The sequence below is a fragment of the Rathayibacter sp. RFBD1 genome, from assembly GCF_002932915.1.
Taxonomy (GTDB): Bacteria; Actinomycetota; Actinomycetes; order Actinomycetales; family Microbacteriaceae; genus Rathayibacter.
The window spans coordinates 239542-251934 of record NZ_PSWQ01000009.1 but is presented as its reverse complement, the minus strand read 5'-3'; the positions used below and the strand labels follow the sequence as shown (position 1 = coordinate 251934).

The window sequence follows — 12393 nt, the reverse complement described above, 5'->3', positions numbered from 1 at the left end:
GCCTGGTAGAAAGCTACCGGCACTGCGCCGCACCAGGAACGGATCCGGCCACTCGCGCCGCTCTTGACACCCCTATTACTTCTGCTCTAGAAATAAGCCATGCACCGCAGCATCGCCCCCACGAACGACTCCGTGACCCTCTCCGGCCGGGAATCGCGCCTCTTCCACCTGCAGGACGGGGGCACCAGCGTCGTCGTCGACGCCCGCCTCGTCACCTTCCCCACGATCGTGCACTGGGGCGCCGCGCTCGGAGATCTTTCCGCCGCCGAACTATCCGCCCTCGCCGACGCCGCCCTCCCCCAGCGCGTCTCGGGCGGACTCGACGCCTTCGCGCCGTTCGGCCTCGTCGCCGTCGAGGCCGACGGCTGGCAGCACGCCCCCACCTTCGAGGGCACCCACGAGCGCGCGGCCGCGTCGGAGCGGTTCGAGGTCGAGAGCATCGAGGCGCTCGGCTCCGCCCTCCGGACCGTCGCCACGGGCGCGGGCGTCCGGCTGACCGTGGACCTCGAGGTCGATGCGGCCGGCCTGCTCACCCAGCGCGCCCGGGTCGAGAACCTCGACGCCCGCCCGTTCCGCCTCGAGCGCTTCGAGCTCGGCTTCCCGCTCCCCGCGACCGCGCGCGAGATCCTCGACACCACCGGCCACCACCTCCGCGAGCGCCACCCGCAGCGCCGCGCGCTGACCATCGGCGAGCACACCCGCCGCACCCGCCGCGGCCGCCCCGGCGCCGACGCGACCCTCCTCCTCGCCGCGGGCACGCCCGGCTTCGGCTGGGAGCGCGGGCTCGTGCACGGCGTCCACCTCGGCTGGAGCGGCGACACCTCTCTCCGCGCCGAGCGCACCGTCGAGGGCGTCTCGCTCCTCGCGGCCGGCGAGCTGCTGCGGCCCGCCGAGATCGAGCTCGCGCAGGGCGAGAGCTACGAGACCCCGGTCGCCTACGGCTCCTGGGGCGACGGGCTCAGCGCTCTGCAGGCCCGGTTCCACGCGTCGCTCCGCGCCCGCCCGCAGCACCCCGTCGCTCCGCGGCCCGTCACCCTCAACACCTGGGAGGCCGTCTACTTCGACCACGACCTCGCTCGCCTCACCGCCCTCGCCGAGCGGGCCGCGCGGATCGGGGTCGAGCGCTTCGTGCTCGACGACGGCTGGTTCCTCGGCCGCCGCGACGACACCGCCGCGCTCGGCGACTGGACCGTCGATCCCGCGGTCTGGCCGGAGGGCCTCACCCCGCTGACGGACGTCGTCACCGGCCTGGGCATGCAGTTCGGACTCTGGGTGGAGCCCGAGATGATCAGCCCCGACTCCGACCTGGCCCGCGCGCACCCGGAGTGGATCCTCGGCCCGGCCGGCCACCTCCCGGCCTCGGGGCGGCAGCAGCAGGTCCTCGACCTCTCGCAGCGCGGCGCGTTCGAGCATGTGCTCGACGCCCTCGACGCGCTGCTGATCGAGTACCCGATCGCGTACCTCAAGTGGGACCACAACCGCGACGTGATCGAGGCGGTCTCGCCCGCCACCGGCCGCTCCGCCGTCCACGAGAACGTGCTCGCGCTCTACCGCCTGCTCGACGAGCTGCGCTCCCGGCATCCCGGCGTCGAGATCGAGTCGTGCGCCTCCGGGGGCGCCCGCGTCGACCTCGGGATCCTCGCCCGCACAGATCGCATCTGGACGAGCGACTGCATCGACCCGCTCGAGCGGCAGACCATCCAGCCCTTCACCCAGCTGGTGGTGCCGCCCGAGCTGATGGGGCAGCACATCGGAGGGCCGCGGTCGCACTCGACGCAGCGCACCCACTCGCTCGCCTTCCGCGCCGGCACCGCGCTGCCCGGCCACCTCGGCATCGAGTGGGACGTCTCGGATCTCGCCCCCGCCGTCGAGGAGGAGCTGACCGCCTGGGTCGCCTTCCACCTCGAGCACCGGGCGCTGCTGCACACCGGGACGGTCGTGCGCGCCGATCTCGCCGACGACGCCGCCTCGCTCTCCGGAGTCGTCGCCGCCGACCGCTCCGCCGCCCTCTTCACCTTCGCCCAGCTGCGCACCGGCGCGACCTACCCGCCCGGCCGGATCACGCTCCCGGGCCTGGATCCGGAGCGCACCTACTCCGTGGCGCTCGCCCCGGTCACGTCGCCGCTCGGCGGCCCCGGGCAGTCGCCGCTCGGCTGGGCCGAGCACGGGACCGCGCTCCGCGGCCGCGTGCTGGGCACCGTCGGGCTCCAGGCCCCCGTCCTCGATCCGGAGCAGCTCGTCGTGCTCGTGCTCACCGCCCTCTGACCCGCCCTCCCGGCTCCGGAGCCGACCCGCTCCACGGCCGCCGCACCTGCTCTCGCACCGCCCTCCGCGGTCGAGCGCGCCCTGAGACCTGTCCCCACGCGCAAGGAGGCGCCGCATGTCCGCTCATCCGCATCCCCCCGGGTTCTCCCGGCGGCTGTTCCTCTCGGTGCCGCTCGCCGCGGCGTCCGCCGCCGCCCTCGCCTCGTGCGCCTCCTCCGGCGCCGGCGACGGAGTGACCACGCTCGACTTCTTCCAGTTCAAGGCGGAGGCGGTGGAGGACTTCGCGCGGATCATCCGCGAGTTCGAGGCGGCCAACCCGGACATCCGGGTCATCGCCAACAACGTGCCCGACCCCGACACGGCCATCCGCACCCTGCTCGTCAAGGACAAGGTGCCGGACGTGCTGACCCTGAACGGCAGCGGCTACTACGCCGACCTCGCGAAGGCCGGCGTGTTCCACGACTTCACCGGCGACGAGCTCGTCGAGCGGGTGAACCCGGCGGCCCTCGACATCCTCGCCGCCCTCGGCAGCTTCGAGGGGAACGAGGTGAACGCGCTCGCCTTCGCGAACAACGCGGACGGGATCCTTTACAACCGCACGATCTTCGCCGAGAACGGGATCGAGGTGCCGACCACCTGGGACGAGCTGATCGCCGTCTGCGAGACGCTCACCGCCGCCGGGATCACTCCCTTCTACGGCGCCCTGCTCGACAACTGGACCGGCGCCCCCGCCTTCAACGCGCTCGGCGGGCAGCTGCAGCCGGACGGCTTCTTCGACGCGATGCGCGAGGAGGGAGCGGCACTCGGCCCCGACTCCCCCGTCTCGTTCACGAAGGACTACGCGACGACGATGGAGCGGCTCGGGCAGCTCTTCTCGTACACGCAGGAGGGCTCGTTCGGCCGCGGCTACGACGACGGCAACCAGGCCTTCGCCGCGGGCGAGGCGGCCATGTACCCGCAGGGCATCTGGGCGATCAACCCGGTCCGCACGAACAACCCGGACATCGACCTCGGCGTCTTCCCCTACCCGGTGCTCGACGACCCGGCGGACACGCGGGTCACCTCGGGCGTCGACGTGGCCGTCGCCATCGGCCGCGGCACCCCGAAGCTCGAGGCGGCCCGCCGCTTCGTCGACTTCCTGCTGACCCCCGGAGTCGTCGAGCCGTACGTCGCGAGCCAGGCCGCCTTCTCGCCGCTGGTCGGCGCCGCACCCAACTCGGACCCCACGCTGGCCGAGCTGCAGCCCTACTTCGAGCAGGGACGGCTGATCGGCTTCGTCGACCACCAGATCCCCGCGAGCATCCCGCTCAACCCCACGCTCCAGGCGTTCCTCGCCAGCGGGGACGCCGACGCGGCGCTCCGGACCCTCGACAGTGAGTGGCGCAAAGTCGCGGCACGCACGACCAGGAAGTGACCCCATGACCACGACCACGACGGCCGCCGCGCAGGCGGTGGCGACCACTCCTCCGCCGCCCGCGCGCCGCAAGCGCACCATCGGGCGCACCTCGAAGACCTTCTACTGGATGACGGTCCCCGCCGTCCTGCTCTTCTTCGTGCTCCACACGGTCCCGGTCCTCACCGGAATATTCTTCAGCTTCACGGATTACGCGGGCTACGGCTCCTGGGACCTGATCGGCGCCTCGAACTACCTCGCGCTCCTCCAGGACGACCGCGTCTGGAAGGCCTACGGGTTCACCTTCGGCTTCGCGATCGTGGCGACCGTGCTCGTGAACGTGATCTCGCTCGCCATCGCCGTCGCCCTCAACGCGCGGATCAAGTTCCAGACGGCGTTCCGCGGGATCTACTTTATCCCCTACGTGCTCTCGACCCTGGTCATCGGCTACGTGTTCCAGTACCTCTTCGCGAACTCGCTGCCGCAGATCCTCGGCGCGATCCCGGTGATCGGCGAGAACATCCTCGCGAACGCCGACTGGGCGTGGGTGGCGATCGTGGTGCTGGCGGTCTGGCAGGCCTCGGCCTTCTCGATCATCATCTACCTCGCCGGACTCCAGACCATCCCGGGCGAGCTCTACGAGGCGACCTCGCTCGACGGAGCGGGGAGGTGGCGGCAGTTCACCTCGATCACGTTCCCGCTGATCGCCTCCTTCTTCACGATCAACATGGTCATCTCGATGAAGAACTTCCTCCAGGTGTTCGACCACATCATCGCCCTCACCAACGGCGGTCCCGGCACCTCGACGGAGTCGATCACGCTGCTGATCTACCGCGGCGGCTTCCAGGGCGGCGAGTACGCCTATCAGACGGCCAACGCCGTCCTCTACTTCCTCATCATCATCGTGGTCTCGCTGATCCAGTTCCGAGTCCTCAGCCGCAGAGAGGCGTCGTTCTGATGACATCGACCATCACCCCCACGACCGCGATCGCCCTCGGCGAGCCCGAGGGGCGGCGCCGGCCCTCCCGCGACACCTACCGGATCAACTGGTGGGCGACCGCGCTCATCGCGGTCTGCTCGCTGACGATCCTCCTGCCGCTCTACTTCGCCGTCGTGACCGCGCTGAAGACGCCCGATCAGCTCGGCGGCACCGGGTTCGAGCTGCCGACCTCGATCTCGTGGGGCAACTTCGCCGAGGCGTGGACGGCGACCCGCTTCCCCCAGGCCTTCGTGAACACCGCGCTGATCACGGTCGGAGCCGTCGTGCTGACGCTGTTCTCGAACTCGATGGTCGCCTACGCGGTCGCCCGGAACATGCACAGGCCGTTCTTCAAGGGCGTCTACTTCTACCTGCTCGCCGCGGTCTTCGTGCCGTTCCCGATCATCATGCTGCCGGTGGTGAAGGAGACGGCTCTGCTGGGCCTGGACAACCAGGCCGGGCTGATCCTGCTCTACGCCGTGTTCGGGCTCTCGATCAACACGTTCATCTACACGGCCTTCATCCGCTCGATCCCCATCGAGCTCGAGGAGGCGGCGCGCACCGACGGCGCCTCGACCTGGCGGACCTACTGGCAGGTGATCTTCCCGCTGCTCGGCCCGATGAACGCGACCGTCGGGATCCTGACCTGCGTGTGGGCGTGGAACGACTTCATCCTGCCGCTCGTGGTGCTCTCGGACCCGTCCGCCCGCACCCTGCCGCTGGCCGAGTACGTCTTCCAGGGGCAGTTCAACACGAACTACACCGTCGCCTTCGCGTCCTACCTGATGGCGATGGCGCCGCTGCTGATCGTGTACCTCTTCGCGCAGCGCTGGGTGGTCAGCGGAGTGATGCGCGGGTCGATCAAGTAGCGGTCGCGGCGAGCGCCGCCTCGAGCAGGTCCGTGAGCACGGTGCCTCGCGAGCCCGCGTCCTCCGGGTGCCACTGCACGCACCAGAGCGGCGCGGACTCGTGCTCGAGGGCCTCGACGGTGCCGTCGTCGGCGCGGCCGACCACGACGAGGCCCTCGCCGGGACGGTCGACGGCCTGGTGGTGGGAGCTGCGGACGTCGAGCTCGGCGGCGCCGAGGATGCGAGCGAGGGCGCTGCCCGGCTCGAGCGCCACGCGGTGGTCGACCATCCCGGACAGGTGCTCGCCGGGGACCGACCGGCCCACGTGACCGGCGCCGGGCAGGTGCTGCACGAGGTCGCCGCCGAGGGCGACGTTGACCAGCTGCATCCCGCGGCAGATCCCGACCAGCGGGGTCCGCGTCTCGACGGCACGGCGGACGAGCGCGATCTGCGCGCGGTCGGCCGAGGGGAAGGACTGGCCTCGGTGCGGGTCGTCGGGCCGGCCGCCGTAGAGGGACGGGTCGACGTCCTCCCCTCCGGCGACCACGACGGCGTCGGCGGCGGCGAGCCGGCGCTCGAGCTCGGCGGCGCCGGCCTGCTCGGCCGGGACGCGGTCGACCACGAAGCCCGCGGCGGTGGCGGCCGAGACGACGCTCGCGGTCAGCAGCTGCAGCTCGATCTCGAACTCGGGATTCTCGCGGCCGCCGTCGGCGACGTCGACGACGAGCAGGACGGGGCGGTCGGAGGCCATGCGGACATCGTGCCACCCGGCCGGCTCCTGCAGAACGTCGGCGGAGAGGAGGGCGCCTCGGTCGAGAGGCGAGGAACCGCGCGCGTCCGGCCGACGTCTGCACGAGCCCGCAGACCTCTCCCGGGGTCTGGTCAGGATCCGGTACCGCGATCTAGGATGTTCACGTTCACATTCCGTGCGAAGACGCACACCTCCGCGGCCCTGCGGATCGTGCCTCGACGCCGCACCCGATCACGAGGGCCAATCTGCATGAGACGATCACGATCGGCGGTGAGGACCGCTCTGGCGGTCGCGACCGTCGCCGCCACGGCGCTGCTCGGCGCCACGGTCCCCAGCTCCGCCTTCGGAGCCACCGAGACCCCGCTCCTCCACTACACGTTCGACACCGCCCCCACCGGCACCACGGTCGCCGACACCAGCGGCAACGGCTACAGCGCGACGCTGCGCGGCTCCGGAGCCCAGTTCCGCAACGGGCTCATCAGCCTCCCCGGCGGATCCGCCGCGGCCGCCCCCTACCTCGAGATCCCCACCGCCGGCCTCGTCGGCAAGAAGGACCTGACCTTCTCCACCTGGCTCGCCCACAAGGGCGGCACCGGCAACGTCGCCGCCGCGTTCGTCGGAGCGCCCGTCGCCTCCGGCGCCTCGTTCTCCTCCGGCTACTGGCTGCTCAACCCGAGCAACCTCTCCGGCTACACCAAGTCGGTCGTCACCAACTCGGTCAACGCGGGCGCTCCCTACAACACCGAGGTCGGCGCCGGGGCGACGGGCACCCCGACCGTCGGCGCGCGCACCCCCTCGGGCCTCTCGCTCTACACGACCGTCATCGACGGCTCGACCGGCAAGCTCACCGTGTACGTCAACGGCGCGCAGATCTCGCAGAGCACGATCGCCCGCGACGTCTCCTCGTTCGGTCCGTCGCTCGTCGCGTACATCGCGCGCTCGACCTACAACGACCCGGGCTGGAACGGCGAGATGGACGACTTCGCCGTCTACGACAGCGCCCTCAGCAGCAGCTCCGTGCAGGCGCTCTACTCCTCGCAGGCCCTCGACCGCGCCGTCGCGTCGGTCACGGTGCCCACGGAGGCGACCGCCGGCTTCACGGTGCCCACCACCGCCAGCGGCGTCGGCATCACCTGGACGTCCAACAGCGCGGCCGTGGCCATCACCGGCGGCACCGCGACCGTCACGCGCCCCGCCGCGGGACAGCCGGACGCCACCGCCACCCTCACCGCCACCTACAGGGTCGGCACCGAGACCCGCTCGGTCGACTACACGGTGCGCGTCGCCGCGCAGCTGGACGACGCGACGAAGGTCCAGCGCGACCTCGCCGCGATCGCGATCCCGAACGTCGGCGACATCCGCACGAACGTCTCGGTGCCCACCACCGGCACGCTCGGCTCGAGCATCGCCTGGAGCGTCGTCAGCCCGAGCGGAGCGACCGTCCGCGACGGCAGCGCCGCCGGCACCCGCACCATCGACGTCGACCGCCCCGCGACCGGGAGCCCCGCGATCGACGTGGTCGTCCGCGCGACCGCGACCAGCGGATCCACCACCCGGACTCGCGACTTCACCCTCCGGGTGCAGCCGCTCCCCGCCGGCACCGACGACACCGAGGCGTACGTCTGGGCGTTCTTCACCGGAGAGGGCGACGGCGCCGAGCGCATCAGCCTCGCCGCCTCGAAGGGCAACGACGCGCTGAGCTGGAACACGCTGAACGGCGGCAAGCCGGTCTTCACCTCGAACCTGGGGACGATGGGCCTGCGCGACCCGTTCATCATCCGCTCGCACGAGGGCGACAAGTTCTTCATGCTCGCCACCGACCTGAAGATCGACGGCCTCCCCGGCGGCTTCGACACCGCGCAGAAGTCGGGCTCGAAGTACATCGAGGTCTGGGAGTCGACCGATCTGGTGAACTGGTCCGCCCAGCGCCACGTCAAGGTCTCCACCGACTTCGCCGGCAACACCTGGGCCCCCGAGGCGTACTGGGACGACGAGCTCCAGACCTACGTCGTGTTCTGGGCCTCGAACATGTACCCGACCACGAACACGGCCGACCGCGCCTCCGTCACCTACAACCAGATGATGTACGCGACGACCGAGGACTTCACCTCCTTCTCGGAGGCGAAGCCGTGGATCGACGTCAAGCGCGGCGCCGGCAAGGGCACCATCGACTCGACGGTCGCCAAGGACGGCGACACCTACTACCGCTTCACCAAGGACGAGGCGTCGATGACCCTCCGCGAGGAGAAGAGCACCGACCTGCTGGCCACCGTCTCGGGCTCGCTGCCCGGCACCGGCGGACCGGCGGACGAGTGGTCGCTGGTCAAGGAGAAGGTGGCCTCGGGCCTGCCCAACGGCGAGCCCGGCAAGACCTTCACCAGCGGTGAGGGCCCCAACGTCTTCCCTGCCAACGAGGGCGACGTGAACGGCCTCGACTGGTTCCTCTTCATCGACCAGCCGAACTACCACGACGGTCCGAACCACTACATCCCGTTCGGCACCGACGACCTCGCGAACGGCGACTCCTGGCAGCCGCTCGGAGCGAAGCTCCGCACGGGCCTGCCGCAGAACGCCGACGGCGGCAAGCCGCGCCACGGCACGGTCATCCCGGTGACGCGCTCCGAGTACCAGAAGGTGCTCGAGGGCTACGCCCCCGGCCTGGCCGTCGCCTCGGTCGCTCCGCTGACCGCGACGACCACGGCCGGCACCGCGCCGGTCCTGCCCCGCGCCACGATCACGACCGCCGCCGGCACCACCAGCACGGTCGACGTGGCCTGGGACGCCGTCGCGCCCGCCGCCTACGCCACGGCCGGGACCTTCACGGTCTCGGGCGTCGCGCAGGACGCGTCGCGCATGCCGGTGCAGGTCACGGTCACCGTGCAGTCCTCGCTGAAGGTGAGCGCGACCGCCACGTCGCGCTGCGTCGCCGGCAAGGTCGTGCTGACGGTCGTCGGCAAGAACGGCGACACGGTGCCGATGGACGTCTCGATCAGCACCCCGGAGGGCGTGAAGACGATCGCCGGAGTGAAGCCGGGCGCCTCCGGCTCCGCCGCGTTCACGGTGCGCTCGACGCAGCTCGCCGCGGGCGAGGCGACGGTCACCGGCACGGCCACGGTCGGCGGCAAGACCGTCACGGCCACGGCCACCGCGCCGTACAGCGCGCGCAGCTGCGGCTGACGCACGGCACTCCCCGGGAGCCCGTCGCACCTCACCGGTGCGGCGGGCTCCCGTCGTCGTGCGGAGGGAGTCGGGACACCGCCCTGACACCGAGGCACCGCTCCCTCGGCGGCGCTTCGACGGACGGCGCGGCGCCTCGGTACGCGGGCGGGGGCCCGGGACGGCCCGCCCGGCGTCATCCGGCGACGGCTGCCTGCCCGGCTTCGAGCAGGTCGCGGACGCTGCGCGGCTCGCGTCCGAGGAGGCGCCCGAGCTCGGGGCCGGTGCCCGCGAAGAAGCCGTGCTCGGCCGCCCGGTGCATCCCGAGGGTGAAGCGCACGAGGAACTCGGGCTGACCCGCCGCGACGCGCGCGGCGACCCACTCGTCGTCGCCGAGGACGCGCAGCTCGACGGGCCGCCCGCCGATCTCGGCCGCGATCCCGGCGATCTCCTCGAAGGTCGGAGCCTCGGCCGCGGTCAGCGTGACCGGCCCGTCGTGCGGGCTCCCCGAGAGGAGGAGCCGGGCGGCCGCCTCCGACTCGTCCTCGCGGGCCGTCCACGAGACGCGGCCGTCGGAGGGGACCTCGATCACTCCGGTCTCCCGCCACGGTCCGAGGAAGAGGCCCAGGCTGTGCGCGTAGAAGCCGTTGCGGAGCGACGTCCAGGCGAGTCCGGACTCGGCGAGCAGGCGCTCGGTCGCCGCGTGGTCCCGGCCCGGGCCGAAGGGGGTGTCGGCGGCGGCGCCCTGGTGGCTCGTGTAGAGGACCCGTCCGACTCCGGCCGCGACGGCCGCCTCGACGGCGGTGCGGTGCAGGGCGACGGCGTCGGCCCGCGGATCGCTCGAGGAGACGAGGAGCAGCTGATCCGCTCCGTCGAAGGCGGCCGGGAGGGAGGCGGGGTCGGCGTAGTCGCCGACGCGCACCTCTACTCCGCGCTCCGCGAAGCGGGCGGCCTTCGAGGCGTCGCGGGCGACGACGGCGATCCCGGAGGCGGGGACGGAGTCGAGGAGGTGGTCGACGGTGGCGCCGTTCAGAGCGCCGGTGGCACCGGTCACGATGATCATGGGGAGAGCCTTCCGATGAGGGGTATCAGCGATACCACGAGGAAGATAACCACGGAATTCCACTGATAGCAACCGTGCGCTACCGTCGATATGTGATCAGCCCCACTCCTCCGACCGACACGCGCCTGCGCATCGTCGAGGCGGCCGCCGGCCTCCTCCGCGACGAGGGCCCCGCCTCCGTCACCACGCGAGCGGTCGCCCAGGCGGCCGGGCTGCAGGCCCCGGCGATCTACCGCCTCTTCGGCGACAAGGACGGCCTGCTCGAGGCGGTCGCGGAGCACGTGCTGGCCACCTGGGTCGACTCCAAGGCGCGGACGGTCGAAGCGGCCGTCGCCGCCGGCGTGGACCCGGTCGAGGACCTGCGCGCGGGCTGGGCCGCGCAGGTGGAGTTCGGCCTGGCCAACCCCGCGCTCTTCCGCCTCCTCAGCGATCCGGGCCGCGCCTCCGGATCGCCGGCCGCCCTCTCCGGGCGGCGGGTCCTCGCCGCCCGCGTGCAGCGCGTGGCCGCCGAGGGCCGCCTGCGAGTGCCGGAGGAGCGCGCCGTCGGCCTCATCCAGGCGGCGGGCACCGGCGTGGTCACCACCCTGCTCTCCACCCCCGCCGCCGACCGCGACCCCGGTCTCGCCGACGCCGCGCTCGACAGCGTGCTCGCGGGGATCCTCGCCGACCCGCCCTCCCCCGGCGACGGCGGGCGGCTCACCGCCCTCGTCGGCGTCCGGGCCCTCGCACCGGAGCTCGCCGGCCTCACGCCCGCGGAGCGCCTGCTGCTCGCGGACTGGCTCGACCGTGCCCTCGCGGCGGCCGCGCAGGAGTGACGAGCACGCAGGAGTGACGGGCACGCAGGAGTGACGGGCGCGCTTCCACCACAGGAGTGACGGGCGCCGTCCCGCCGCGGGGACGACGGCGCCTCCGTCCCGCAGAGGCGCGGGCTTCGCGGCTAGGCGCGCCTGCCGTCGGGCGGGAGGATCGACGCCTGGATGAGCGGCACGGGGAAGTGCGACGCCCGCAGCGGGTCGAGCAGGCTGTCGGTGATCCCCGCGGTGAAGTCCTCCGTGCCGAAGACCTTGAACAGCGCCTCCCGCCCGAACTTCGAGCTGTCGGCGACGAAGAACGCCTCGCGCGCGGACGCCATCATCAGCCGCTTGAGCTCGAGCTCGTAGCTGGTGGTGCTGTAGATGCCGTCGTCGCCCACGGTGTCGGCGCCGAAGATCGCGACGTCCACCCGCAGGTTCGAGAGCTGCTGCACCGAGGTCGGCCCCCACATCGAGAAGGCGTTCGGCAGGAGCTCGCCCCCGATGAAGACGAGGTGGATCGTCTGCTTGCGGGCGACGGCGAGGGCGACCCGCAGGTCGCCGGTCACGACGGTGAGGCGCTGGTTCTCGAGGTGCCGCGCGACCTCGAGCGTCGTGGTGCCCCCGTCGAGGAGGATCGTCTGCCCCTCGAGGACGCGCTCGGCCATCGCCCGCCCGATCGCCGCCTTCTCGCTGCGGTGCAGCTCCTCCTTGAAGTGGTGCGGAGTCTCGGACTGCTTCACCGGGATCGCGCCTCCGTGCGTGCGCTTGACCAGGTCCATCGCCTCGAGCCGCTCGAGGTCGCGCCGGATGGTCGACGGAGTGACGTCGAACCGCTCCGCGAGGTCTCGCACCGACTGGAAGCCGCCGTCCTGGAGGGCGTCGACGATCTCTGCTTGACGGGACATCCCACACCTCGATCCTGGTCTCGCCTCCGTCGAGGCTACGGGGCGGAGCGGGGAGGAGGCGCAGACGGCGCGCAGAAACGCGCAGATTGCGCGCATGCGCGGGCGGCTGCGCGTCCCGACCGCCGGGTGCGCGGCAGATCCGCGCGGTCGAATGCACCGGCTACGCCCGAGATGCGCGATTCGCGCGCTTCCCACGCCTCATGCGCGAAAGAGTGCAGCCATCTGCGCGTTATCGCTTG

The 12393-nt window shown here is 72.0% G+C and carries 9 protein-coding genes; 6 read left to right on the top strand and 3 right to left on the bottom strand.

Features of this window, described 5'->3' with window-relative positions:
• The first annotated feature begins 99 nt into the window (after nucleotides 1-99).
• From C5D50_RS04740 to C5D50_RS04725, 4 genes are all read left to right on the top strand, one after another.
• On the top strand, nucleotides 100-2265 hold the full coding sequence (locus C5D50_RS04740) for an alpha-galactosidase (protein ID WP_104282889.1): 2166 nt from the start codon (nucleotides 100-102) through the stop codon (nucleotides 2263-2265).
• A 115-nt stretch (nucleotides 2266-2380) separates the two neighbouring features.
• The gene (locus C5D50_RS04735) at nucleotides 2381-3679 is read left to right on the top strand and encodes an ABC transporter substrate-binding protein (protein WP_104288935.1); all 1299 of its coding nucleotides are present in this window, start codon (nucleotides 2381-2383) and stop codon (nucleotides 3677-3679) included.
• Between the two features lie 4 nt (nucleotides 3680-3683).
• Nucleotides 3684-4616 (top strand): carbohydrate ABC transporter permease, encoded by a 933-nt coding sequence (locus C5D50_RS04730; RefSeq protein WP_104225874.1) that lies wholly within the window; start codon nucleotides 3684-3686, stop codon nucleotides 4614-4616.
• A complete protein-coding gene (locus tag C5D50_RS04725; protein WP_347877594.1) occupies nucleotides 4616-5506 on the top strand; it encodes a carbohydrate ABC transporter permease in 891 nt (296 codons plus the stop codon). Before C5D50_RS04730 ends, C5D50_RS04725 begins: the two co-directional genes overlap by 1 nt.
• Here the strand turns inward: C5D50_RS04725 and C5D50_RS04720 are convergent.
• A complete protein-coding gene (locus C5D50_RS04720; protein WP_104282887.1) occupies nucleotides 5499-6236 on the bottom strand; it encodes a gamma-glutamyl-gamma-aminobutyrate hydrolase family protein in 738 nt (245 codons plus the stop codon). The genes C5D50_RS04725 and C5D50_RS04720 overlap by 8 nt on opposite strands.
• Nucleotides 6237-6506: 270 nt before the next feature.
• Between C5D50_RS04720 and C5D50_RS04715 the strand changes: the two genes are divergently transcribed.
• Nucleotides 6507-9413: an immunoglobulin-like domain-containing protein gene (locus tag C5D50_RS04715; RefSeq protein ID WP_181137292.1), complete on the top strand. Its 2907-nt coding sequence runs from the start codon at nucleotides 6507-6509 to the stop codon at nucleotides 9411-9413.
• A gap of 175 nt (nucleotides 9414-9588) precedes the next feature.
• Here the strand turns inward: C5D50_RS04715 and C5D50_RS04710 are convergent, their stop codons facing one another.
• Nucleotides 9589-10455, bottom strand: a complete 867-nt coding sequence (locus C5D50_RS04710) for an NAD(P)H-binding protein (protein ID WP_104282885.1) — start codon at nucleotides 10453-10455, stop codon at nucleotides 9589-9591.
• Nucleotides 10456-10547: 92 nt separating this feature from the next.
• Here C5D50_RS04710 and C5D50_RS04705 point away from each other — a divergent pair, with 92 nt between their 5' ends.
• On the top strand, nucleotides 10548-11270 hold the full coding sequence (locus C5D50_RS04705) for a TetR/AcrR family transcriptional regulator (RefSeq protein ID WP_104282884.1): 723 nt from the start codon (nucleotides 10548-10550) through the stop codon (nucleotides 11268-11270).
• Nucleotides 11271-11392: 122 nt separating this feature from the next.
• On the opposite strand, the gene C5D50_RS04700 is transcribed toward C5D50_RS04705, so the two are convergent.
• Nucleotides 11393-12154, bottom strand: coding sequence for a DeoR/GlpR family DNA-binding transcription regulator (locus tag C5D50_RS04700; protein WP_104238145.1), 762 nt, complete (start codon nucleotides 12152-12154; stop codon nucleotides 11393-11395).
• Nucleotides 12155-12393 lie beyond the last annotated feature (239 nt).